The organism is Anaeromonas frigoriresistens (assembly GCF_016820655.1).
GTDB lineage: Bacteria > Bacillota > Clostridia > Tissierellales > SIT17 > Anaeromonas > Anaeromonas frigoriresistens.
On record NZ_WSFT01000016.1, the window covers coordinates 1 to 26,283 of the forward strand.

Annotated in this window: 21 protein-coding genes; all 21 read right to left on the reverse strand. The window is 31.1% G+C overall.

Annotation, left to right across the window (positions count from 1 at the left end):
* Positions 1–511: 511 nt before the first annotated feature.
* Positions 512–697 (reverse strand): hypothetical protein, encoded by a 186-nt coding sequence (locus GOQ27_RS02740; RefSeq protein WP_203365290.1) that lies wholly within the window; start codon positions 695–697, stop codon positions 512–514.
* Positions 698–819: 122 nt separating this feature from the next.
* Positions 820–2,940: a DNA topoisomerase III gene (locus GOQ27_RS02745; protein ID WP_203365291.1), complete on the reverse strand. Its 2,121-nt coding sequence runs from the start codon at positions 2,938–2,940 to the stop codon at positions 820–822.
* Between the two features lie 234 nt (positions 2,941–3,174).
* On the reverse strand, positions 3,175–4,650 hold the full coding sequence (locus tag GOQ27_RS02750; RefSeq protein WP_203365292.1) for a protein adenylyltransferase SelO: 1,476 nt from the start codon (positions 4,648–4,650) through the stop codon (positions 3,175–3,177).
* 183 nt (positions 4,651–4,833) lie between these two features.
* Positions 4,834–5,223 (reverse strand): hypothetical protein, encoded by a 390-nt coding sequence (locus tag GOQ27_RS02755; RefSeq protein ID WP_203365293.1) that lies wholly within the window; start codon positions 5,221–5,223, stop codon positions 4,834–4,836.
* A gap of 107 nt (positions 5,224–5,330) precedes the next feature.
* Positions 5,331–6,638: a sensor histidine kinase gene (locus GOQ27_RS02760; RefSeq protein ID WP_203365294.1), complete on the reverse strand. Its 1,308-nt coding sequence runs from the start codon at positions 6,636–6,638 to the stop codon at positions 5,331–5,333.
* A gap of 70 nt (positions 6,639–6,708) precedes the next feature.
* Positions 6,709–7,404, reverse strand: a complete 696-nt coding sequence (locus tag GOQ27_RS02765) for a response regulator transcription factor (RefSeq protein WP_203365295.1) — start codon at positions 7,402–7,404, stop codon at positions 6,709–6,711.
* A 15-nt stretch (positions 7,405–7,419) separates the two neighbouring features.
* Positions 7,420–9,768, reverse strand: coding sequence for an ABC transporter permease (locus GOQ27_RS02770; protein WP_203365296.1), 2,349 nt, complete (start codon positions 9,766–9,768; stop codon positions 7,420–7,422).
* 4 nt (positions 9,769–9,772) lie between these two features.
* Entirely contained in the window at positions 9,773–10,531 is a 759-nt protein-coding gene (locus GOQ27_RS02775; RefSeq protein WP_203365297.1) for an ABC transporter ATP-binding protein, read from the reverse strand.
* A gap of 271 nt (positions 10,532–10,802) precedes the next feature.
* Entirely contained in the window at positions 10,803–11,879 is a 1,077-nt protein-coding gene (locus GOQ27_RS02780; protein WP_203365298.1) for a M24 family metallopeptidase, read from the reverse strand.
* Between the two features lie 276 nt (positions 11,880–12,155).
* Positions 12,156–13,046 carry a GNAT family N-acetyltransferase gene (locus GOQ27_RS02785; protein WP_203365299.1) on the reverse strand — a complete coding sequence of 297 codons (891 nt, stop codon included), beginning with the start codon at positions 13,044–13,046 and terminating at the stop codon, positions 12,156–12,158.
* 161 nt (positions 13,047–13,207) lie between these two features.
* Positions 13,208–14,320, reverse strand: coding sequence for a phosphomevalonate kinase (locus GOQ27_RS02790; protein WP_203365300.1), 1,113 nt, complete (start codon positions 14,318–14,320; stop codon positions 13,208–13,210).
* 18 nt (positions 14,321–14,338) lie between these two features.
* Positions 14,339–15,697 (reverse strand): tripartite tricarboxylate transporter permease, encoded by a 1,359-nt coding sequence (locus GOQ27_RS02795; RefSeq protein ID WP_203365301.1) that lies wholly within the window; start codon positions 15,695–15,697, stop codon positions 14,339–14,341.
* 1 nt (position 15,698) lies between these two features.
* Positions 15,699–15,968 (reverse strand): hypothetical protein, encoded by a 270-nt coding sequence (locus tag GOQ27_RS02800; protein ID WP_203365302.1) that lies wholly within the window; start codon positions 15,966–15,968, stop codon positions 15,699–15,701.
* A gap of 25 nt (positions 15,969–15,993) precedes the next feature.
* Entirely contained in the window at positions 15,994–16,968 is a 975-nt protein-coding gene (gene mvaD, locus GOQ27_RS02805; protein WP_203365303.1) for a diphosphomevalonate decarboxylase, read from the reverse strand.
* A 12-nt stretch (positions 16,969–16,980) separates the two neighbouring features.
* Entirely contained in the window at positions 16,981–17,949 is a 969-nt protein-coding gene (gene mvk, locus GOQ27_RS02810; protein WP_203365304.1) for a mevalonate kinase, read from the reverse strand.
* A complete protein-coding gene (fni, locus tag GOQ27_RS02815) occupies positions 17,946–18,992 on the reverse strand; it encodes a type 2 isopentenyl-diphosphate Delta-isomerase (protein ID WP_203365305.1) in 1,047 nt (348 codons plus the stop codon). Before fni ends, mvk begins: the two co-directional genes overlap by 4 nt.
* A 509-nt stretch (positions 18,993–19,501) precedes the next feature.
* Positions 19,502–20,983: a sodium/proline symporter PutP gene (putP, locus tag GOQ27_RS02820; RefSeq protein WP_203365306.1), complete on the reverse strand. Its 1,482-nt coding sequence runs from the start codon at positions 20,981–20,983 to the stop codon at positions 19,502–19,504.
* Positions 20,984–21,316: 333 nt separating this feature from the next.
* Positions 21,317–22,258: a nucleoside recognition family protein gene (locus GOQ27_RS02825; RefSeq protein WP_203365307.1), complete on the reverse strand. Its 942-nt coding sequence runs from the start codon at positions 22,256–22,258 to the stop codon at positions 21,317–21,319.
* 724 nt (positions 22,259–22,982) lie between these two features.
* A complete protein-coding gene (locus GOQ27_RS02830; RefSeq protein WP_203365308.1) occupies positions 22,983–24,206 on the reverse strand; it encodes an FprA family A-type flavoprotein in 1,224 nt (407 codons plus the stop codon).
* A 136-nt stretch (positions 24,207–24,342) separates the two neighbouring features.
* The gene (yaaA, locus tag GOQ27_RS02835) at positions 24,343–25,092 is read right to left on the reverse strand and encodes a peroxide stress protein YaaA (RefSeq protein ID WP_203365309.1); all 750 of its coding nucleotides are present in this window, start codon (positions 25,090–25,092) and stop codon (positions 24,343–24,345) included.
* A gap of 272 nt (positions 25,093–25,364) precedes the next feature.
* A complete protein-coding gene (locus GOQ27_RS02840) occupies positions 25,365–26,282 on the reverse strand; it encodes an epoxyqueuosine reductase (RefSeq protein WP_203365310.1) in 918 nt (305 codons plus the stop codon).
* Position 26,283 lies beyond the last annotated feature (1 nt).

The following is a 26,283-nucleotide window of genomic DNA, read 5'->3' on the forward strand; positions in this document are numbered from 1 at the left end:
TCCTCTAATTCTTCTTCATCTATTTCTCCTGTGGGTTCCTCTAATTCTTCTTCATCTATTTCTTCTGTAGATTCTTCTAACTCATCATCCTCTATTTCTTCCGTTGGGTTTTCTGCTGGTTTTTTTTTATCCTTTTCCATGACGCCCACCCCTTTTTATTTACAACTCCACATTCCATTTTATGTATTAACCTCCATATTTAAAACAAGTTTTTTGATGTGATTTTATAAGATAACTATAATACGTTGTAGTACATTGATTTTATGCAAAAAAATACTACTCCATTTTTAAAACTAAAGAGCAGTATTTTATCTGATAAAATTTTTCAATTTCAACCTAATCATTTATAGAATGGAGTAATTTATTGAAATATCAATTCTATATTTTAGATTAATAAAAGTTCCCTCAGACATATATGTCTGAGGGAACTTTTATTAATCTACTAAATTTATAATCCATTCTTAAAGATTATATTTTACTTATTTTACAATCAGAACATAAGAGGGTATGATTACATCTCACATTCTACCATTTGTACACAATCGGATATACCTTTATCCATGTGTTGAGCACATTGTACAACATGTTGTCCACCTTTACTAACTGCCATATTTGAAATATTATTTGCTGCAAATACAGAATTACTTGAAGCCATTAATACTATTCCAACAATAGCTATTGATAATAATTTTTTCATGCTTTCTCCTCCTGTCATAGGATCTAATATATTTTAATTTTTAAAACCTTTATTAAGTATAAATAAATTTTATGAAAAAAATGTGAAGATGAGAATATATTTTTAATATATTAATATTACTTTTACCTTTTACCAAAAACCACTTTTCCATTTTCAATTACTAACTTTGCCTCAAAGGTTCCTCCATTTTTATAGGAAAACCCTTGAATTACAGAAGTTTCTCCCTTTTCAACTAAATCCTTTACTTCAGTTTTATTTAATTTTTTTCCTGCTATAAATGCACCAATAAAAAATTTACAGGAATTCACATACTCACTACATCCATACCCCTTTGAATTTTGAGTAATATTCCCTTTTTTACAAAGAGGGCAAACTCCAATTACTGGCCTTTGTCTTGTGGCTTTTCCTCTTCTTTTTCTTTTAAATGATGTAGCCATATCCCCTTCTATCTCTATAGTTCTACTTTTTCCTGCCTCTGTAACAATAAATGTAGCAAAATTATTGATACTCTCCATAAATCTCTCTGGAGAAAATTTATCCTTTGCTATATTATTTAGAGCCTTTTCCCATTTTCCTGTTAATTCAGGAGACTTCAGTTCATTAGGAATTGTACTTATAATAGATATTCCTTTTACTGTAGGTACAAGGGATTTCTTTTCTCTTTTTATATAACCTACTTGAATAATTCTTTCAATAATAGATGCCCTTGTAGCAGGGGTTCCTAATCCACTACCTTTCAATTGCTCTCTTAGTTCTTCACTATCTATAAGTCTTCCTGCATTCTCCATAGCACTTAATAATGTGCTTTCTGTATACTGCTTTGGAGGTTTAGTTTGTTTTTTTATAATCTCTGTATCTTTAAACAGAAGATTTTCTCCTTTCTTTAAGGAAGGAAGTTGTTGTTCAGAATCTTTTTCCTTTTTTTCATCATTCATATAAATAAGCTTCCAACCCCAATCTGTTACTACCTTTCCTTTTGATACAAAGTCTTCCCCTTGATTTTCTACTACAATAGTAGTAGTTTCATATTTATACCTAGGAAAGAATACAGTTATCAATCTTTTTACAATGAGATTATATATATTCTTTTCCTTTATATTCAATCTTTGTATATTAGGAGTTTTAGGGGTAGGAATACATGCATGGTGATCAGTTATTTTCTTATCATTAATAATTCGTGACGTAAATTTCAGTTTATCAATAATTTTAGATATGTATTGCTCATATGGATTAATCCTTAGCTTTTCTAATGTTTCCTTTACAATACTCTTCATATCTTTAGACAAATATCTGCTATCAGTACGAGGATAAGTTATTAGTTTATGCTTTTCATAGAGACTTTGAGCAATATTTAAAGTTTCTTTAGCTGTATATCCAAAATACTTATTACCATCTCTTTGTAATTCCGTTAAGTCATAGAGCAATGGAGCAGGTTGGCTTTTCTTCTCCTTTTTTATGTCAATGACTTCTCCTGTACTTCCTTTTACCTTATTGGCAATGGTTTTGGCATTTTCTTCACTAGATATTTTACTGCTATTTTCTTTTATATCTGTCCATAAACCTTGAAAATTATCATAGATACTTTTTACTTCCCAATAGTCTTGAGGCTTAAAGTTTTTAATCTCCATATCTCTATTAACAATCATCGCTAAAGTAGGGGTCTGAACTCTACCTATACTAAAAAGTATATTATTCTTTATGGTATAAGCCCTAGTACCATTCATACCAATTAGCCAGTCTGCTTCACTTCTACAACGAGCTGATTGATACAAAGCATCATATTCTGTACCATCTTTTAATTCATCAAATCCTTTTTTTATGGCCTCTTCAGTCATAGAGCTAATCCATAATCTTTTGAAAGTTGTATTACAGTTTGCCAGTTGATAAATATATCTAAAAATTAGTTCTCCCTCTCGCCCTGAGTCTGTGGCGCATATTATACCTTCTACTTCTTTACTATTCATGAGTTTCTTTACGATATCAAATTGTTTTTTCGTTTTAGATGATGGTTTTAGTATAAATTCTTCTGGTATAATGGGTAAATCTACCATATTCCACTTTTTATATTTCTCATCATAATGATCTGGTTCGCAAAGGGTTACTAAGTGTCCTATTGCCCAGGTAATTATGTATTTTTTTCCTTCAATATATCCAGTTTTTGAAGAACTGGGTCCCTTTATAATTACTGATGCAATATCTCTTGCTACACTTGGTTTTTCTGCTACTATTAATGTTTTTGTCATAAAAAAGCATCCTTTTCATTCTTATTATTAATAATCCTCCTATATTTTATCATTAATTTGGTCTATTTGCAGAATAAAGTAAGTTATCTCCCCAGATTCTCCATTACAAATCCATAACTAAACTTTTCTACATATACTGGTGCTCTAAAATATAAAAACCCCCAAATCAATCAGTTTGAGGGAATTTATAATATAATTTAAATTTTATATGTTAGCTATACATAGATTTCTATATCAAGTACCACAAAAAGTTCGATAAGGAAGACTTGATGGAGGTGGTAGTTCGGAATACTCATTCTGTTCAGTGGTATAGGCATAAGGCTTAGAAAGAATATCAAGAAGTCTCTCCATTATACTGTAATCTCCTCTTTTTTCCGCTGATTCTAGAGCTGCTTCTACTCTGTGATTGCGAGGAATTACTGCTGGATTATTATTTTTCATCAATTTCTGAGAAGATTCCTTTGATTCTTCCTGTCTACTTAATCTATCTTGCCATCGACCATACCAGGTTTTAAAATCAGAAGCCTTAAACAATTCCATATCTTCTAACTTATTAAGAGTTAATGCACGAAAAGTGTTAGTATAATCTGATTTATGTTTATGCATAATACTGAAAAGGTCTTCAATAAGAGATTCGTCCTGTTCCTCTTGATTAAATATCCCCAGTTTCGCTCTCATTCCTCCAAGCCAATTACAGCGATACAACTCACTAAATTTTGAAAGTGTGTTTTCAGCCAATTTAATAGCTTGTTCCTCCTCATCATCTAATAAGGGCAATAATGTTTCAGCAAACCTGGCAAGATTCCAAGCCGCCATGGAAGGTTGATTACCATAGGCATAACGTCCATTAATATCAATTGAACTAAATACTGTTGATGGATCATATTGATCCATAAAAGCACAAGGACCATAATCAATTGTTTCTCCACTAATAGTCATATTATCGGTATTCATTACCCCATGAATAAATCCAACCAATTGCCATCTTGCAATTAATTTAGCTTGAACTTTGATCACTTCTTGAAGCAAGAAAACATAAGGATTACTCTCCTTTTTATAACCTGGAAAATGTCTTTCTAATGTGTAATCAGCCAAGGTACGAAGCTCTTCAACATTTCCCCAGTTTGAGACGTATTGAAAGGTACCTACTCGAATATGACTGGCAGCTACTCTGGTAAGAATTGCACCTGGTAACTTAGTTTGACGAGTTACTGATTCACCAGTTGTGACAACTGCTAGACTCCGTGTAGTAGGTATACCAAGGGCATACATAGCCTCACTTATGATGTACTCCCTAAGCATAGGTCCAAGAGTTGCTCGACCATCTCCCCCCCGGGAATAAGGAGTTCTGCCAGAACCTTTTAGCTGAATATCAAATCGTTCTCCTTTAGAGCTGATTTGTTCACCAATCAGTATAGCTCGACCATCTCCTAGCATCGTAAAACGACCAAATTGATGTCCTGCATAAGCTTGAGAAAGAGGCACTGCCCCCTCAGGAACTCGATTTCCAGCAAATACTTCTACTTCATCCTTTTCCTTTAATCCCTTATCATTCAGTCCTAGGGATGTTGCTAAGGTACGATTAAGAACTACTAACTTAGATGATGATACGGGAGTGGGTTTAAGTCTAGTGAAAAATAATTCTGGTAAACGGGCATAACTATTGTCAAAATTCCATCCTGTTTTTATTATTAAATTTTTATTTGTCATCATATCTCCTTCTCTTCTGATATCTTTTTATCTTAAAATTTTCTTTTATATAAAGCATTCTACATTCTCTTTTAGTGTTTTCTCCTACCACTTTATTATACTTTTTTACCCAAATATATATTTCTTTAAATAATTAGATATAATTAAATTTAAAAATATTAGAATGTAAAAAATATATAATTGCTATTTATAAAATATAGCGGTGATCAGAAAATTAGTTCCATATATTTCATTCTTAACTAATCCATTCTCAGACCATTTTCCAAATCCTGCTTCTATAGCTAAAGGTCTTAAATCTCCATACACAGAAAATACTCCTTTTGTCCAAATTTTATTATATCCATAAATTTTTATAATTTTCTTTATTTCCTTTAAATTCTTACTTGCAAGCCGATGCACTTTAAAAATATCACTAGTAACGTTAAAAAAATCCTTATAAAACAATGTACTCTTACAATAATGAGCAAAAAGTATACAGTTAACATCTCCATTTATCATAAGATTCCCTTTTAATATAACTTTATATTTATCACTAATTTCATAGGCCTTATTAATTAAATCCCTATTATTCATATAAACCTCCCGCTTTCCTGTTATTTTATATTTAGGATTGACTTGTAAGGAAACTTTAATTCATATGAGTATATTGAAAAAGCAGAAGGAACCGTCCCCTCTGCTTTTTACACCACTGGTATAGTAAAACTAATCTTTGTACCTTTATTCAGTTGACTTTTGACAAATATTTTCCCACCATGTTTACTTATTATCTCTTTACATATAGCAAGACCTAATCCTACGCCTTCATAATCTGATTCCTTTGATGTCTTTCCTTGATAATAATAATCAAATATATATGGTAAATCTCTAGACTCAATACCTTCTCCATTATCTTCAACAGAAATTAACAATTCATTTTCCTGTCTGTATCCTTCTATTTTTATTGTGCCATCATCCGATGTATGTTTAATCGCATTATTATAAAAATTTAAAATAACTTGTTCAATTCTAATAATATCCACATTAATCATGCACTTAGGTATATTATTACTGATAATGATTTCTCTTTTACGATCTTTATTAAAAATAGGTTTTAATATGTTGTGAAAAACATCGTCTGCATATACTTCTTGAAAATTATATTTAAACTGATTCATATCATATTGAGCATATTTAAATAAATCATTTACTTGATTCATTAAACTATTCATTTTGCTCTGTATAATTGTGTGATAATTATTTATTGTTTTCTCATCTTTTGCTACTCCACTAACTAATCCTTCGATATAAGCATTAATAGTTGCTATAGGTGTTTTTAGTTCGTGGCTAATAGTTGTCAAAAAACTCTTTCTCTTTCCCTCATAGGATTGTTGTTTTTTCATTAAATATGATAGTTCTTCTACCATACGATTATAGCTAATATATATATCTTGTTCTTTAGATTCTTTAGGCACTTTTAATGGTTTAAAGATACCTTTTGACACGTGATTTAGTCCATCAATAAGCTGACTAAAACCATTAGATAACTCCTTTTTATACCCAATTATTGTTACAATAATACTTATTATCCATAATATACTTAGTAATATGATGGTAAATAACCACTGGAAGGGCATATAGTTCTCATCTCTTATACTCTCTATAATCGTCTCGAATATAGTAAATCCTACAACAGTTCCTTGATTATATATAGGTAAACTTAATAAGTATTTCTTATTGTTTCTAATCTCATAACTATTGTCAAAATACAAATGCTCTGTTATGTCAATTTTACTACCCAATTTAAACTGACTATCAAATTCATAAAGAACTCTACCCTCTAAATCAATAATAGTACTAGTTACTCCATTACTTTCAAAACTGTTATCTAAAATTTTTTTAACATCTGAAGATAAAGGCCAGTTCTCAAGTATAACATTATATTCAGGATTTACTTTAACTCGCATTTTATTTATAATATTTGGACTTTCTTTTTCTTTATATGTATTCAATCCAATGATTAAAGTTATAATAATACCAATTGTACATAAGATAGTACTTATATAGCCTATTTTATAAAATCTACCCATCATCAAACTTATATCCCACTCCCCATATAGTCTTTATATATATTGGATGAGCAGGATCTGCTTCTATTTTAGTTCTTAGTTTCCTTATATGAACAGTTACAGTACCTATTTCTCCAAACTCATCCACACCCCATACTTCATCATATATTTGTTCTTTTGTAAAAACTGTACCTGCATTAGAAGCTAATAGCCATAATATTTCGAATTCTTTATGTACAAGTTCAATCTGTTTATCATCTACTTCCACTAAGTGCTTTTTAAGGTTAATCTTCATATTTTTAATAAATAAACCATCTTCATCTTCAGACTTTCTATTTGTTGACATATATCTTCTTAATTGAGCTTTTACATGAGCTACAACTACCGCTGGACTAAATGGCTTTGTTAAGTAATCGTCCGCACCTAGTCCTAGAGAAATTATTTTATCAATGTCTGTATCCTTTGCACTTAACATAATGATAGGAATATCTGATTCATTACGGATACGCCTACATATCTCCATACCATCATTATCCGGGAGCATAATATCTAATATAACAAGAGATGGAGAGAAACTTTTAAATTTCTCATAAGCCTCTCCCCCATTATAAGCAGTCATAGCTTCCATACCTTCAGTTGTTATGAAGTCCCTTAGTATGTCTGCAATTTCCTTTTCATCATCTACAATAAGCACTCGTCTCTTATTCATATAAAACACCTCGATTTATTCAGTAATCAAATCCTTTGGTGAAATACTAGCAATTTTTTTTGTGGGTATAAGAGTAGCTATTAATGCTATTACACAATATAGTAAGACAATCAATATACCTTGACTGTGGATAAAACTTACTGGTAATTTAATTGATCTATATGGCGTTACAGCAAACATAGTCGTCATTACTTTATCTATAGTCAACAAACATAGAATATATCCAGCGAAGACTCCCATCACTGTCAATGTTAATGACTTAACTATTAGTAAAATCCTCATTTGTTTATTGCTAAAGCCTGTGGCTTTTAATATTCCATATACCTTTGTTGATTTACTAATGTCAATAAGAGTCCAATTAAATATAATAATTCCACATACAATTAAGAAAATACCTAGTATCATATTGGTTACTAATGGTAGTGTTTTTACTGTGTTAATTATCTGTAGTGAATCACTATCATATTCGGATACAGCCACCTCATTTCCCAATACACCAACAACATTTGCTTCTATTTCTTCCATTATAACATTTTCTGTACTCATATATAACCAATAAAATCCATTTTCAATGTCTAAATCTGAAGGAATGTTTTTTTCAACAGTCACATAGGATAATCCTGAATGCATAACTGATTCATATATTCCTGTAATTAAATATTTTTTATCTTTACTTGTATTTTTAATTACGATATAATCTCCAATTGTTTTACCAGCCTTCTGTGATACTAGTGAACTGATAACAATTTCATTACTATTAACTGGTCCTCTACCTTCTACTAATACAATGGTGTTTTTATCTAAATCACCATATAGAGTTGCACCTAACAAAGGAATATTTTCCCTTCCATCTTTAGAGAGGGTACTAACCGATAATTCTTTTGTATTAAATACTGCACTTTCAACACTTTCGATGCCCTCTAGTTTATTTATAACTTCTGTAATGGATTTGTTACTAGAATCAGTTACTGAAACCTCTCCTGCCGTAATACCTATTAAATATTTTGAGAAATGTCTAGGATTTGACATAGATCCAGAAATATTACTAATTGTCAAACTCACAAATGCAATAATCATTATAGAAACTATACTTACCACTGTCTTTCTTTTATCCATAAGTATTTGCTTTATAGCTAGAACAAAACTTAATGGAGCTTTTTGTAATTGAGATACACTGAACTTGGATCTTTTTACTTTATTCTGTGGCATACCGTATTTTATAGCTTGAATTGGCTTAATTTTATTTGCTTTACTGGCAGTGAGAAATACAAATAATAGCAATAATACCAATATTATTCCTATAGTAATAAAGAAATACTGACCTAAGGTAGTATTAGCCCGAACCTTCATATCTCTTGTTAATATTTCTTCTAACATATTTCTTACTGGAACTCCTAATAATGCGCCGAGAGATGATGCAATTATGCCAATTATTATATACATATATATAAAGATTTGCATAATTTGCTTCTTACTATATCCAATTACTTTTCTTACTCCTATAGTTTTATACTGCTGTAAAATTTGATTTCTAATTGTAACCCGTATAATAAATATAACAATGATAAACATAAAAATTGATACTAATAATAAAGCTGATGCAATAATATTTCCAATCATATTATAGGCAGCATTAATATCTGAATATTTTATAAAGGATGGTTGGACCTTATTAAGCATATAAGTACCAAAGTCCTTTTTAAAAACCTTTTCTTTTTCAGTACTAAAATCTTTATATTTAATACCTAATAATGTTATATTTGAACTAATATTCTTTTCTTCAAAAAAATCCTCAGCTACAAAACACCTAAAGGGGGACATAAATCCATTGTTAAATTGGGGGTCCACAACAAGTTTAGCCACTATAAGTTCATAGATGTTATTATCCAAATTAACCTTTAATGTATCTCCAACTTCTATTTCATTATTACTAGCAAAATTATTTGGTATATATATCTCATTACCATTTGGTTCTGTAGCTATTTCATTTTCATCAATATATACTATATCTTGTTTGCTATCTTCTATAAATTCTGTTAATAATATGGTATTATTAACTTTTTCATCATCTTTCATATATTCAACATTAACATCGTAGGAGCTAAACTCGCTGACACTCTTTACCGTGTTATAATCCTCGACCCACCTTTTGATGTCATCTACATCACTTACACTAGAGTCTAAATATAACAAACTCTCTGATGCATTCGCCCGACTATACATCTCATCAAATGGAGCTGTTTGATTAATTAAAGATAATCCTATATATATCAATAATGATGTCAGCATAATTATTAACCCAATTAGAAAGCTTTGCATTTTCTTTCTTCTTAACATAGCTATTGCTGATTTTAATCCAATCATAATATTACCACCCCTTACTCATAATAAAGTCAAATATATATTTTTCCCTCTCTTCCAAGCTATCAACCATAAACTGATCTAGATTTAATTCTCCATCGATCTTACCATCCTTAATATAAAGAATTCTATTACCTCTACATGCAGCTTTTAAGTCATGGGTAACCATCAATATTGTTTGACCTGAACCATTAATATTTGATAGCAAATCTAAAGCCTGTTTGCTTTGTTTAGCATTAAGAGCCCCTGTGGGTTCATCCGCAAATACTATATTTGGATTATTAATTAGACTTCTAGCAATGGCTACACGCTGTTTTTGTCCTCCTGATAATTGTGAAGGATATTTATTTTTATGTTCTATCATATCGATTTTTTCTAGCAATTCATCTGTGTTCCTGTGGACTTCTTTTCGATTTTTTGTTCCTAAATATCCTGTTATAATAATATTTTCATATACTGAAAAATCATCTATAAGATTTGGCTCTTGAAATACAAATCCAATTTGATTTCTTCTAATATCTATCATTTTATTCTCTTTCAAATTATCAATTCTTTTTTCATTTAAATACATTTCTCCAGATGTAATATCATCTATACCACTTAACAAATACAATAGTGTAGATTTACCTGCCCCTGAAGTCCCCATAATAACTGTAAAATCCCCTTGATAAACCTCAACATCTAAGTTCCTTATAACATTAGCTGATACTTCTCCATTAGTAAATGTTTTACAAAGACTTTTCCCTTCTAATACAATTGATTTCATTTTTCCATTCCCCTCTACTTTTCAATAAATAATATTTATTAATTTTTATTTTTCAGAATCTTTATATAAGATTTATTATCCTTTTGATAAACTTCATTATCTGTTATCTATATAGTAATATAAGGATGACCTTTAAATCCTTAACTATTTATTAACTGATTATTAAAGAATCATGAAATGCTATTAATATATAAATAAAAAAACCTCAAACTTACTCGTCTGAGGGAAAATCTATTTTTATTGGAAGCAAAAAGATCCGTCTTCTTTGCTTCTATCCTATTATTTCTAGTTCCTTGTTAGCTTTATTGAGAACTTCACATCCATCTTCTGTTACCAAGACAAGATCTTCTATTCTCACTCCAACCTTCCCCGGGATATATATTCCTGGTTCAATTGAAAATATCATTCCAGGTTCTAACACATCAGTGTTTACAGAGGATACATCTCCAAAGTCATGAACTTCTATTCCTATAGAATGCCCCGTCCTATGGGTAAAATACTCTCCATATCCCATTGACTCTATATAATCTCTTGCAGCAAGGTCTATATCACAGAATCTAACTCCTGGTTTAACTTTAGCTATAGCTTTTTTGTTTGCTTCTAAAACTATATTAAATACTTCTTTAGACTTTTCATCTACTTCTTTAAAGAATACTGTTCTAGTCATGTCAGAACAATATGAATCCTTTACACAACCTATATCTAATATAATACTGTCACCCTTCTTTGGCGTACTAAGTCCATTTTCATGGTGAGGATTTGCAGCATTTGGTCCATAGGCTATTATAGGATTAAATGAGAAGCCTTCAGCTCCAATCTCTTTATATATAGAAAGTAAAACTTGAGTCATATCTTTTTCAGTATATCCTTCAAGAACTGCCTCTTTTAGTTTCTCAATTGCCATATCATTTAACCTTGATGTATTTCTCATTAGCTCTATTTCTTCACTATCCTTTATCATTCTAGCTCTATCTACTATGAAAGATCCATTAACATAAGCCCTTGCTCCATTAAGTTCCATAAGTCTTATAAGAAAACTAGAAGGCCAGTTTTTATCTATTCCAACAGTCTGGTCATTCATTAAGCTCTCAGAAAGAATTTTTACGCAATCATCAGTATCATCAAAGGAAACTATTTCTACCCCTAGGTCTTCCCTTATAGGGAATAGTTTATTTACAAATAATTTGTGACCTCCCTTAGTGTTTAAATAAAGAGCAAGCATCCTTTCCCCTGGATGTATCCACTCTCCTGCAAGATAAAATATAGAAGCTGGATCCGAAATTATAAGTTGATTTAGATTATTATCTTTCATTGATTTAAGTACTTTATTTAGTCTATTAGATTTCAATGTTATTCCTCCTTCTTTTTTCTAATTATTATTTTAAAATTAATACAATACGATACTACTTATATTAATATTAAAGCTATTTATTTACATATTCTGATTTTTAATAAATATTATCTATCATTTATACTATACTTTATCATCATATTTATATGCAAGAACTAGGCAAATTATTTTTACTTTTCATAAGAAAAAACATTAGAAAAAGACTAGCTATTGATGTTAATATCCTATTTAATAAAACTAATACATTATAGTAATAAACTAGTTGTCACAATCTTATTTATGTATCCACTCAGTTGCTGTTGCAAATGGTCTAAGTCCAATATTATAGTAAAATTGTTGTGATGAGCCTACTAAAATTTTCTTTGCCCCCAGTTCTCCAACACGACGAATGCCTTCTATAACTGCAGCCTTACCTAATCCCATTTTTCTATAATCAGGATCTGTTGCCACAGGTTCTATAACTGCATAGTCCCCCTCCTCATCGTACCACATTCCACAATAAGAAACAAAATTACCATCTGGAGCTACCACAGCTACTTTTAAATTCAAGTCTACATTAGGACGTTTCATCTGATTATTTCCTTCTTCTTCTGTCTCTTTTGAAAAGGTAAATTCTCCTTCTCCATTTAATTCATGATTAAATCCTTTCCATAAAACACGGTAGTATTGATATAGGTCATACGTATCCTTCATAGTAGTAATTTTAAATCCTTCTGGTAAAGAATAATCTGTAGATGTTTTATCTAAATAAAAAATAGCATCACTTTCTTTATCCTCAGTAGCCACAAATCCAAGCTCAGCAGCGATATCTTGAAAATACCTATCTGAATCTGAAATCACTACACCAAACTTTCCATCTTTAAATAAATTATCTTTTGCATATAATAGCATATCTTTTTTTAAGTACTCATATTCTGGAAAAGACAAGCAATATGCAGTACCAGGTTGAACATCAAATGTGGCTATACCTACTATCTTATTAGAATCCTCCCATAAACCAATCTTTCCTACTGAATTCTTATCTAAGTAACCATGGGTTATCATCCAATCCCATCTCGCATAGGTAAATTCCCTATAACCTAAATTTATAAAAAAATCTCTTACTTTAAAATAATCATCTGTAATACCTGCTTTCGAGGTATAATTTCTAAATTTAATAGACATAAGCATATCCCCCTTTATTGCTATTATAAACTTATATCAATCTAATAAAAATACCAACTTTATATATAATTTTTCTTTACCCAAACATAACAAGAGCTTTAAAATAACCATTCTGATAATATTAAAAAATAAAAAAGCAGAAAGAACTAACCCTTCTACTTTTACGTCTCCTTTACTATTGAAATACCTTTTTTTGATATACTTAAATTTAATGGACTAATATTAACTGCCTTCCATGCTCTATATAACTCTTCTTTTTGATTATCACTTTTCAGAAAAGCAATTCCACAGTCTCCTCCTCCAGCTCCTGATGATTTGCCACTTCCAAATGCTTCAGCAATATCACATAAAGTTTTTAGTTCGGCTGTTTCGATAGTAATACCGGTCATTTCATCAAGTTTTTGAAGTGTTTTCCTATTTTGTGCTAAACTATTGATGGCCTCTTTACAATCATTTTTCTCAAAACTATTAATCAATTGTTCTACTGAAATATAGCTTTCCCTTAGAAACCCATTGTAATCATCTATATTACTATCACGAAAATTTTTAACCCTCTTGATCATAGGTGCTGTTGCTGCTGCTTCCTTTGTCCATCCAACAACTAATTCAAGGGATGATGGAGGAGTTAATGACTTGATCACCAAATTAGGCCAGGATGTATATATCAGCTCTATTATACCTTTACCTTCCTCTAACTCATTTAATATCCACTCTGAACTAAAAGCAGTATACTCAAGCCAACCTCCATAAACAGCTGCAGCAATATCAGCTCCTGAACCATTTCCTTGAGTTTTTAAATGTGCAATAGCAGAAAGTTTAAAAATTTGTTCTTTTATAGGATATTCACCCTCTTCAGTATGGTACCTTAAAACAGCAGAAATAACAGCGACCACAATAGCTGCACTAGAGCCAAGTCCATATTTTTTCCCTGTCAAAGGATCATTAAGTTCACTTTTAATTTGTATCTTAAAGGGTTGAAGTTTTACTGATTTTTCTTGTAAAAATCTTATCGCCACCGTAATGGAATTTTGGATAAATTTCAATCGTGAATCTGATACACCAAACTGTATCCTTTCATCATTCATTTCCCATGTAATACCTTCTATTTTCCACTGGGGAATAGAAATCTGATTTTTTTTATCTGGTTCTATATAAGCAGTTACATAACGATCTACAGCTATAACCACTGACTTCTGCTTAGGTTCTAGTACAGCATACTCACCAGCAATCATTAGCTTTCCTGGAATTTTCACACTATAGCTTGAATAGGTCATTACTATTCCTCTCCTTAACTATAAAATCGATAACATTTTAATAATCCATGGTGCTGAATATAAAGTCATAAATAGAACACCATAATTAACTCCCAATCTAAATAATACCCCTGATACAATCCCTATTAAAAGAACACCAGCGATATTAATCCATCCTGCATCTATAAAAGCTAACAATAATACTAAACTAAAAAATAGACCTAACATTGCTTCATGGGGTATTCTTTTAAACACAAAGGTACAAATTTCCTGGGAATACTTAACTGCAATATAGAATGTAAAGACTGAAGCAATCACAGCTCCAATAAGAGTTGCCCAAACAAAATCTGAAGTTGATAATAGATGGTGCATATTATTCTCTAAGTTATAAACCGGTGGAGCATTAAATAACGGATTAGCTGGTCCAATAGCCATAGGTGATAAGGGTATCCCTAAAGCAATAAGTGGAATTAATGTTCCAGAAATATAGGTTGCCTGAGCTAAGGCTTCCATGGTAGATACTGCAATTGATGCCTTCTCAACTGGGTCCTTTGTACCGCTAGCAAACAACTCTCCAAAGAAAGTAGTCATACCAACAGGACTTAATATAAAGGTAACAGATCCAATAAGGGAAGCTAATGCACTATAACCAACCTCTTTCTTTGTTAAAATCTTAAATGGATTTGGAAATTTATTGATTTTATCTCCCTTTTTTAAATAAATTGTTTTCTTATCAAATCGTGGCATACTGTCTCTTTTATCTTTATTTAACATTTCAAATAAGGTTAAAATCACAGGGCCAATAGTAATACCTAAGAAAAAAGAAATAAATACATTAGTTCCTTCTGGTACTACTCCAATTCCCCAATACATATAACGAAGTCCTTGAATTAATATTGCAAAGGGTAGTATTGAAGCTAGGGCTATCCATCTTTTCTTACTCATGAGGGCTAATAATACAGCCCCAATAAAAAACACTGGATCTCCATACTTTTTAATAACCATTGCAAAGGGAATCAAGGCTTGAGCTAGAAATAAACTTACTGGTATAGAAATAATAGTTCCTATAATAGCTCCTGAAGCAATTTTTCGAATACTAGTGTCTGTTAGACCATTTTTTTTCAAGATCATAGCATGTTCTACCATCGGCGTAGACATAACACCAGCAGGAATCCCTGCTATTGAAACAGGAACTGCATCAATCAATTTACATGCTATAATAGCTGAAATAAAGAAGGCCAGTATTACAGCAGGCTGTATTCCTGATAAAACTAATACTAAAGTTATTGGTGCTATAGTTGCAGTTTCATCTGCTCCTGGAGCAGCACCAATAATAGTATACATAACCGCTGCAATAGCAGCGGCAATAATCATCTGTAAAATTAAACTAATATCCATATTAATCCTCCTGATTTGCTTCTATAAATAACCTTTTAGGTTTAATAAAAATAGTACAGATAATAAATCCAATAATTGCACCAGTTAAACCAAAAAATAGTGGCTTAGGAGGTTCTTGAGGTGCAATGAAATATCCTCCAAGGGTTGTACTACTACAAACAATAAGAGATATAACCAGATGTTTAATGTTGACTATATCCTCCCAAATTTCAATATTCTCTTTTAAATCCATTCTCTCACTTTCTTCTAGTGACTCATGTATTATATTCATTCACTCAACTCCTATATTTAAATTTTTATAAATAGGTAATTCCTTCACCTGGATGACAAGTAATAACCTCTTTAACAGAAGGTAGGCTTAATAAAGATTCATAAATACGCTTCTCGTCAGTTGGCAAACAAAGAACCTTTACATTTGGACCAGCATCTATAGTAAGATAAACAGGAATACCAGATAGCCTTAGACTTTGAATATAATGAATTACCTCCATCGTTCCACTTTGCCAATACAAAACTGGAGGTTCAGCTCCTAACATGGTAGCATGCATTTTTAATGCATTCCCTTCAACTACTTCTCCAAGTCTTTCAAAATCCTGTGCATTTATTGCTTCTCTTACCATTACCAAATCTTTTTCTACAGTACTTAGCCAGCCAGAATAAAAAGGAGAAGTCTCAATTGTACGTTTCATTCCTTCTCTACTTGATACATTTTTTTCTTTCGAAGCTACAACAACTGATAATATACTAATATTCCAATCCTTTTCTGATAATAGTGGTTTAGCAAAGGAATCTTGTCCATCTTTTTGTATTCCCTTTTGCCACTCTACAAATCCTCCATAGATAGAACGACTAGCAGATCCTGACCCTTGACGAGCTAGAATTGATATATCTTTCTTATCTAAATCTAAATTAAGAGATTTCGATGCTGCAGCTGCTAAGGCAGCAAATCCAGATGCAGAGGAAGCAAACCCTGCAGCTGTAGGTACTTTATTTTCCGAAATAATTTCTGCATGTAAGTTAGTTCCTGTCCTTTTTCTTATGCGATCAAGAAATCTAGAAACCTTATCTCTCTCACTATTACTTTCTATATTCTTGTTTAAAATAAAAATATCACTATCCAGTTTTTCTTTGAATTCTACAGTAGTTATAGTATAAAACTTATCAAGAGTAATAGATATACTACTATTCATAGGTAAAAACAAGTTCTCATCACGTTTTCCCCAATATTTTATCAATGCAATATTGGTATTTGCTTTTGCTGTAGCTTTCATTTACTTATCCTCCTAATCATTCAGTGATACATAGAGTCTTTCATTTTCAGTTGAAAAATACCAGCTCTTCTCAACTCCTGATTTTACTAATTCATCTGCTACTACTTTAGAATGCTCTAGATCTCGACCAAGGGCTATAATACAACCTCCTAGTCCTCCTCCTGTTAATTTAGCTCCCAATGCACCAGCATTTATTGCTACATTAATTAGTTTATTAAGGTTATCATCGCTAACACCTAAGTTTATAAGTTCCTGCTGATTTAAATTCATTAATTTTCCTAACAAGTTATTATCTCCATTCACCAAGGCATATTTAGATTCGTCAGCAATTCTCTCAATTTTAGCTAATGATTTCTGTATATTACTTTTCTCTAAATCATATCTCTTTTTGACATTTGTAACTGCCCTTCTAGTATTGCCAGTTCTTCCAGTATCAGCAACAACAATATGAAATGGTTCCCTAATCTTAATGGTCATGGACTCTTTACCTTTTTTAAACCATATTGGATATTCACTGGATGAAGCAATCATATCCAATCCACTGGGATTTCCATGGGCATAGGTTTCAGCTACTGTAACAAGAGAAAATAATATATCCTTGGATAACTTCTGTCGATAGAATGAAAATAAACTCCTGACAATAGTAATTGAAATTGCAGCACTGGATCCTAATCCCCTTCCAATTGGGATAAGTGAATCAATTGTAATGTGTAAATCTCTAATAGGTTTATTTAAATAATTTAAGGTTTCTTTAATACACTCTTCTATTCCTCTCATTTCATTAGGCATTTCATATATATATCCTCTATAAAGAGAAGATTTAAATTTAATTGGACCTTTAGATTCCTTTACTGTTGCTCTTACTTTTAAAGGAAAGGGCATAGCTATAGCAGGTTTCCCATAAACAACTGCATGTTCTCCAACTAATATCAATTTACTATGAGACTCTCCTATTGCTTTTTTATTACTCTTCAAACTCATTTTGCACCATCCAATAATTCCTTAAGTTCTCCTTTTATCCTATAGGGAACATTTTTTAACTCCCCTATGTTCTTTTTACCTAATAAAAGCATAATAACTTTGGACTTATAAATAATATTCTGTAGATATTTTTCTGCACTTTCATATCCTTCATCTACAAATTTCTTTAAAACAGGTCCACTGATTCCTATTATATCTGCTCCAACACATAATGCCTTAACTACCTCATTAGCAGTTCTCATTCCCCCTGTGCTGATTATATTTAAATCATTACTTATGGCCCTAGTTTCTATAAGACTTAGAGCAGTTGGAATTCCCCATTCAAATAATTCATAAAAGTCAAATTCTTCGTTTCTTGCATTCTCTACTTTAATGAAATTTGTTCCTCCATGACCCCCTACATCTATATATTTAACTCCTATACTTCTTAATCTTGTTGCCACATCCTTTGAGATACCAAATCCAACTTCCTTCACAATAACAGGTTTATCAATTTTTTTAACCATATCCTCAATATTGTTTAATACACCTTTAAAGTCTCTATCTCCTTCAGGCATACATATTTCCTGAGCTGGATTCAAATGAATCTGAATAGCATCTGCCTGTATCATCTCCATAGCTCGACGAGCTTCATCAACACTCACAAAGGCATTTACATTTGATATAACAACTCCATCCTTTAATACTTCCCTAACAATTTTAAAGGATGCTTCATAATTTTTATCCTTTATTGCAATTGTCTGAGAACCAACTGCCATAGGTATATTTAATTCCCTTGCTATTTTAGCAAGGTTGCTGTTTATTTCTACTGCCTTATCAAAACCTCCTGTCATTGCATTTATCATTACAGGAAAGCTTATATCCTTACCTAAAAAACTAGATTTTGTGCTTATTTCAGCAAAATCCAGTTCTGGTAAAGAGTTATGTTCTAAATATATATCTTTAAAGTAATTATCACTCTCAAAATTATCTTTTAAAATATGATTAACATGATCTTTTTTTCTTGAGCTTCTAATTTTACTCTTTGAGTTTAATTCTTCCAATGTTGTCTTTCCTCCTATAATTTTTTTAAATTATATATATTAAATATTATTTTTATACTTCAGTCTACAAAAATGATACCATAGTGATACGAATTTGTAAATGATAAACGTTATCAATAAAAAATATAAACTATATAAGTATTCAACAGAAATAAGAAATACAAAACACCCTTGAAAAGGCTAAATACTATTATGTAGTAAAGATGCAAAGAAAGATTAAGGAGGAAAATGAAGTTATTATACTTTATAATACTGGTAATCACTCTGATTCATAATATGCTGTTGACAATACTATTAATAAAAAAGTTAATATTACTAAATAGTCAATTTAAAATATATTAAATAATAAAGCACCGCATTTCTTTATGCGGTGCTTACTTTAATTTCAATTGATTTCTATTCATTTCCATATACTGGTATTGCTGTAGAAACTGCATATACTTAAAATAATACTCTATATTTCCTGTCTAACTGGAATCATATGAACTTCTTTATAATTCTCTTTAATATTACACTTTACTTTTTGCAATAGAATCAAATTCATCTTGAATTTCTTGAGAAGGCTCTTTACCTAAAAGACTCACTATGACAATTATAATACATGCTAAGAAGAAAGCAGGAACCATTTCATATAATTCAAAAATACCACCTGTTAATTTGCCCCATATAAATACTGTAGCTCCTCCTACTATCATTCCTGCTACTGCACTTGTCTTTGTCATCCTTTTCCAAAATAGCGAGAATAAAACCACAGGCCCAAAGGCTGATCCAAATCCAGCCCATGCATTAGATACTATATCTAGTACAGAACTATTTGGATTCAATGCAATGATATATGCAATAATAGCTATAGCTAAAACTGTAATTCTACTCACCATCAAAAGCTGCTTCTGTGATGCATTTTTATTAATTAGTGGTTTATAAAGATCCTCTGAAAAAGCTGATGCAGTAACCAATAGCTGTGAATCAGCAGTACTCATAATTGCAGCTAAGACAGCAGCTAAGAATACCCCTGCTACGATTGATGGAAGTAATCCATCTATCAGAACCATAAATACTTGTTCAGAGTCTCCTAATACTCCTGGGATGATTATTCTTCCTACCATACCAACAACAAGAGCCGCCACTAAACTTACAATAACCCAAGTCATAGCAATTCTTTTTGATGTCTTAATTTGGGAAGAAGATTTTATTGCCATAAAACGTACTAAAATGTGAGGTTGTCCAAAATATCCTAAACACCAAGCAAAGGATGATAAAATCACTAACAATCCTAGACTATTCCCCGCTGCATCTGTCAATGGATTTAAAAGTTCTGTATTAAATCCTCTAATACTATCTAAAGTAGCAGATGGTCCTCCATTTGTAGAGATACCAATAATCGGTACAACTACAACAGCAATAAACATTATAATTCCTTGAATAAAATCAGTAGTACTCACTGCCATAAATCCACCTAAAAAAGTATATCCTACTATAACGATAGCTCCTATGGTAAGAGCTATAGTATAATCTAGTCCGAATACTGTTCCAAAAAGTTTTCCACCTGCTACAAACCCTGATGCTGTATAAACAGCAAAATAAAATACAATAATTATAGATGATACCATTCTCAATGTATTGTTATCGTCTCTAAATCTATTTCCAAAGTAGGATGAAAGAGTTAAGGAATTTCCTGCTATCTCAGTATATTTTCTGAGCCTCGTTGCAACAAACTGCCAATTTAAAAATGTTCCAATTCCTAAACCTAATGCTAACCATAGAGATCCTAGTCCTGAAAGATAAGCTGCCCCTGGAAGTCCCATCAAAAGCCATGCACTCATATCTGATGCTTGTGCACTCATTGCAGTTACCCAACTTCCTAATCCTCTTCCTCCTAACACATAATCAGATAGGTCTGCTGTTTTCATGTAATAATAAATACCTATTCCTAACATAACCCCTAAGTATAATACAAATGCTACTAATATTGCTAAATTACCCTCTAACATAATTTCTCTCCTTTTAGTTTTATTTATCTCAATTTAATTATAGTCTTTTACAAATTTTCATTTTAACAATGAATCCAATTTACTATGTACATTTATTTTTTTGCAAAAAAAAATAAAAACGTCGAACGTTTTTATTTGTAGGGTGTGATCACAACCGTTATTTAGTATAACCTTTATCTGTTAACTTGTCAAATGTTCGTAAAATTCATAAGTTTTATATTAAAAAACTTCTAAAACTTACTATAAAAAGTAAAAAAACTAATTGATAAATCTTAATTTCAGCTTAATTAAATCAATATTATAATTCTTATTCTTTTATAACTATTCTTCCAATTAAAAAATAACTAAATGTATGATTCCTCTCAACACAATACCTATAATTGCAGCTTTAAATGCTGGTTTAGTAACTGAAGCTACCCTCGTTCCTGCTGATATTAATAATGCTACACCTACAGGATCCAGTGGATTTATAGAAAATCCTGCTATTCTATTTAACTCAACCGCTGTCATACTACCTTCCGATATTAAGTCCATCACTATTGCCATCATTGCAGTTCCACCTGCTATATACTTTGTAGCAATTGGTAATATAGCTACTCCAGGTATACCAACCCTAGTCAATGCAGGAGCTAATAGCTTTTCTAAAAAGTCTATAACGTTAATCTCTCTTAATATATTAACCATAAATAGTGCTAATATCAAAGGTACTATTGATTTTTTTGCAATTTCTAAACCTTCTTCTCCTCCCCTAAATAAGAGAGAAATTATTTTCTTTTTTTCTACCTCTTTATCATCTTTTACAGAAATCTCTTCTTGAGGTAATTTATCAGATTCATCCTCTCCATGGAATCTATAAGCAAGATATGCTGCTATTAATCCCCCAATTATTGAAGTTAATATAATTATAGGCATATTTAAACCTACAACTGCCAAGGGCAGGATAGCATTTCCTTGAGACATTACTAATACAGCAGCTAAAGTAGCAGCAATTTGTCTATTAGATATATGTTTATCATACTCCATTATCTTGAATGTAGCTATCGGTGCCGCAAAACTTATAAACTGAACTTGCAACAAAGCAAATACACCTAAGCCAGGTAATCCAAAAAAAGCTAGTATAGGTGATAATTTAGCAGCAATAGCACCCAATACACCTTTATTTTCAAGTACTCGCATAACGGCCATCATCACAACTAGTATAGGGAGTATTAAATATAAGGCTAAATTAATAGCTGTCTCTCCTGAATTGATTATTATTTCAACTAATGTGTGCAAACTTCTCCCCTCCTATCAAAAAAAATGGTGTCCATACTTAATCCTGAATAAAACACAAAGTATATTATACATTAATTTGTTTAAAAAGTCTTTTGTTGATTGAAATTACAATTATTCTTTTCGGTCTGAAATTGTATATTCTTTAATTAAAAATGCCTTCAAATAATAATAATTAGGAAATTTTTTATCCTGAGATTAGTTTTATGGTTCAATATGTAATTAGTCTGACAACTTATTTTAAAAAATAATATAAAATAAGGAAACTTCAGAATTTAAATAAATAAGTTTTTTGTAGAAGTACACCCCATAAAAATACTTCCCCAACCATCTCTGAGGAAGTATAAAATTGACTATTTAATTAATCAAAAATGTTAGAAAAGCTTGAAATCAATCTATTTCTTCTCTATCAGCACAACTGTCTCAACTGTTACTTGCTACCAATCAAAATTTCGCTGCCCTCATTTTATGGGCAAGTCTAGCATGAGGCATACATCTGCTTCTTCATCTAGTTGGAGTTCATTTAAAATCTAAACTCTTACAGGTTCACAGAAACCTAGAGAAGTATATTAAGGTTCTGTTCCATTATGTATTCACCTATCTTATTATCATAACCAACCACAATTACTACTACATACTAATCAAAAAAATAAATCCAGAAGAATAGAAAAGTCATTTAATATTCTTCTGGGTCATTCATAAAATAATATTAATTTTTAATCTTATATTATATTGTTTTATCTTTCATATTTTCTAATAATTTTAAAATTCCTTCTTCGATTTTATTGAAATCCTCTGACTTTGGAGCTCCTTCAAATTCAACCATTTCTACAAAATCCCATTTCATTCTATTTCTCTCAATTATTTCTTTGAGTTCCCTTTCAGCTCCACCTGACCATCCATAAGATCCAAAGCGGAAAGCTACTTTATTGGTAATTTTTTTTCTTCCCAATTCCTCTATGGCTGCTGCTACAGGTGGAAACATTTTATATTCATAGGTAGGAGCAGCAATTATTACTCCAGCTGATTTAAAAACAGTGGCAACCATTTCACTTTCACTTTCTAAAGGCATTTCAAGACTATTTACTTTTAACCCTTCTCTTTCCAAGACTGTTTCTGCAAAATCAACTGCTTTTTTAGTCATTCCATACATAGATCCCCATAATATAGTTATTTCTTTTTTCCCGGATCCTGATGAATATTTACAAAACCTTGAATAATCACTCATTATTTTTTGTGGGTTTTGTCTATATATAGGTCCATGACCCGGAGCTATAATATCTATATCCAATTCTTTAGATTTTTTTATTGCCTTTTTTACCATAGGTGCAAATGTGCCCATAACATTCGAAAAATACCTTATACCTTCATCTTCAAAAAATTCAATTTCCTCATCAGTCATCTCATCATCAAAATGATGCTCATCCATTTTCCCAAAGGCTCCATACATATCGCAGGAGAATAGAGTTTTAGTGTCTGACTCATAAGTATACATAGTATCCGGCCAATGTACATTTGGAACTGGATGGAAACTTAATTTTTTTCCTTTACCTAAGTTTAAGGTATCTCCCTCTTTAACTACTCTTATATTTTCTTCATCCCCATAAAAAGAAGTTACTAATTTAGCGGCTTTATCTGTGCATACAATAGTAAAATCATCATTGATTTTTTTAAAACTCTCAATCCATCCAGAATGATCTGGCTCCATATGGTTTACTATCAAATAATCTATTTCTTTAGGATCTACATCAATTTCTCCAAGGATTTTATACAAAGTTTCTGGTACTCCATCCCAACCTATAACTCCATCTATAATAGCAGTTTTATCTCCCTTTACTATATAAGAATTTAATGTAACGCCATTAGCTATCTCCCATATTCCTTCAAAAAGCATATCTTCTACATTCATGGACAACATATGTATTCCATCTGCTATCTTTATTTTTTTCATAATTAAACCTCCTTATTTATAAATCAATATAATATTTACCCTTTTTCATTAAAATTAATTATATATGATTATATTTTTTAATTAAGTTCAAATAGGTATTTTATATAGTGAACCTAATCCAGTTTCTAACTTTGTGTTATTTCTCATTTTTCAAAAAAATGTATGTATTTTCATCTGATAGATGCTCCACAAAATTATAATCTAGTCTATTAAAGCTTTTGATAACTTCTACATTTTCAATCTGTTTTTCTGCCATAAATCTTACCATTTCACCTCTTGCCATCTTTGCTAATGTACCCTTTTCAACTATCTTTTTTCCAATCAATTCACCAAAAACACAAGTAATAAATTGTATTTTTTTATCCACATATTTAGAAATACATTTGCTATACTCTTTAGATGCCAGATTTATAATGCACTGACTTTCCGAAATAAGTTGATCAGCTAATTTTTTATTCCAGAATTTATAGAGTGAGTTTATATCATCATCTCCCAGTTTTGCTTGCATTTCTAACCTATAAGGAACCACACCATCAAAAGGACGTAAGATACCATAAAACCCAGATAAAATACGCAAATGCATTTCAATATATTCAAATTCCTTGGTTGTAAACACTCCTGGGCCCATGTACTTATACTGAAGCCCCTCAAATGAAAGGAGGGCAGGAGTTAAGTTACTATATAAATCCATCTTATGGATACGCTCATAATTTAGAGTAGCTATTTTATCACTACATTTCCATATAGATTTTAATTTTTCATAACTTAATCTTTTAAAATATGATAGCAAAACTTCTGTATCATCTATAAACTGAGGAAGTTGATTATAATCTAATGAATCTATATCTATTTTCATCTTCTTGGCAGGTGAAATAATAATTCTCATAATGACCTCCTTGTATAATAAATCTGTAGTCAAGCACAGGTTCATTAGAATTTATTATATCATATCCAAATTTTTTCTTACTAATTAAATATACCTTATCCACATCTAGTATCCATCATAAAGAACTCTCAAATAAGAAGTAAAAATAAGCCTACCAAGGTGATTTCACCCTAGTCGGCTTATTCTGCTACTATTATTCAATTTCCCATTCAATCTCTGTTACATCTAATAATATCACAATCAACCTCTCATAATAAGCTAAAGCTATAATATTACTTTTTAGCATAGATTTTTTCAATTTTTTCATACTTTGACTTTAAAAATGTACATTCTTTAATGCATACTGTGCACCCATATTGTTTTGAAAACGGACCAGAACATTTTTTATAATCTATATGCTGTTCACTTCCATCTTCAAAAACGATAGGCTTTTCATAAATTGCCTTTGCAGGACATTTTCTTACGCAATTGTTACATGAATCACAAAAGTTTTGTATCCAATCGTGATTTAGTTGATGATTCAAAGGGAGATTTTCGATATCCGTAAGTATTGCAGCAAGACGTACACTTGGACCAAAATCCTGTGTAATTAAAAGCCCATTTTTACCAAAACCACCAAGCCCTGCATCCCTCGCCATAACTGAAAGATTTAGATTGCTACCAATCGCTGGAATTGGCTGTGCATTAAAACCTTTACTTCTAAGGAAGTCAGATATAAAATTTACTGCTCTTCCAAGTTCATAATAAGTTCTGAAAACTTCTTTAATAGTTCTTTTAGATGGCGCATGTTCTATCTCTGTTTTTTTCATCTCCATTGTAAAGACTATAGCATTCTTAAATATAACAATTGACTCCCTAAACATATGACTTTCCTTTACTTCTGTGTATCCTATACCTGATATGCCAAGGGATCTTGCGAAAGCTTCCAGTTCTGTCAATACCTCCGCGGTTATAGTTTTGTTTCCAGTATACGGATTCTTTTCAATGGATTTGACAGTCTTATTCAATTCTCGAAGTGAACCAATTAAATACTTTGCATGAGACGGCATTGTTTTAACTTTTGATAATAAGCTGCCGTACTTCACACTAATCTCTGGGACTATTAATCCTTTTTTAAAATGCGGTTCTCCATACCAAACTTTATCAATTGGTCTGATGTGTTTATATTCTCTAGGCATTGGGAATTTCATT

Bases quoted from the DNA above. Each gene is read 5' to 3' on its own strand.
- GOQ27_RS02740 (WP_203365290.1), bottom strand. From the start codon at position 697: ATGAAAAAATTATTATCAATAGCTATTGTTGGAATAGTATTAATGGCT.
- GOQ27_RS02745 (WP_203365291.1), bottom strand. From the start codon at position 2,940: ATGACAAAAACATTAATAGTAGCAGAAAAACCAAGTGTAGCAAGAGAT.
- GOQ27_RS02750 (WP_203365292.1), bottom strand. From the start codon at position 4,650: ATGACAAATAAAAATTTAATAATAAAAACAGGATGGAATTTTGACAAT.
- GOQ27_RS02755 (WP_203365293.1), bottom strand. From the start codon at position 5,223: ATGAATAATAGGGATTTAATTAATAAGGCCTATGAAATTAGTGATAAA.
- GOQ27_RS02765 (WP_203365295.1), bottom strand. From the start codon at position 7,404: ATGAATAAGAGACGAGTGCTTATTGTAGATGATGAAAAGGAAATTGCA.
- GOQ27_RS02770 (WP_203365296.1), bottom strand. From the start codon at position 9,768: ATGATTGGATTAAAATCAGCAATAGCTATGTTAAGAAGAAAGAAAATG.
- GOQ27_RS02775 (WP_203365297.1), bottom strand. From the start codon at position 10,531: ATGAAATCAATTGTATTAGAAGGGAAAAGTCTTTGTAAAACATTTACT.
- GOQ27_RS02785 (WP_203365299.1), bottom strand. From the start codon at position 13,046: ATGTCTATTAAATTTAGAAATTATACCTCGAAAGCAGGTATTACAGAT.
- GOQ27_RS02790 (WP_203365300.1), bottom strand. From the start codon at position 14,320: ATGACCTATTCAAGCTATAGTGTGAAAATTCCAGGAAAGCTAATGATT.
- GOQ27_RS02795 (WP_203365301.1), bottom strand. From the start codon at position 15,697: ATGGATATTAGTTTAATTTTACAGATGATTATTGCCGCTGCTATTGCA.
- GOQ27_RS02800 (WP_203365302.1), bottom strand. From the start codon at position 15,968: ATGAATATAATACATGAGTCACTAGAAGAAAGTGAGAGAATGGATTTA.
- mvaD (WP_203365303.1), bottom strand. From the start codon at position 16,968: ATGAAAGCTACAGCAAAAGCAAATACCAATATTGCATTGATAAAATAT.
- mvk (WP_203365304.1), bottom strand. From the start codon at position 17,949: ATGAGTTTGAAGAGTAATAAAAAAGCAATAGGAGAGTCTCATAGTAAA.
- putP (WP_203365306.1), bottom strand. From the start codon at position 20,983: ATGTTAGAGGGTAATTTAGCAATATTAGTAGCATTTGTATTATACTTA.
- GOQ27_RS02830 (WP_203365308.1), bottom strand. From the start codon at position 24,206: ATGAAAAAAATAAAGATAGCAGATGGAATACATATGTTGTCCATGAAT.
- yaaA (WP_203365309.1), bottom strand. From the start codon at position 25,092: ATGAGAATTATTATTTCACCTGCCAAGAAGATGAAAATAGATATAGAT.
- GOQ27_RS02840 (WP_203365310.1), bottom strand. From the start codon at position 26,282: ATGAAATTCCCAATGCCTAGAGAATATAAACACATCAGACCAATTGAT.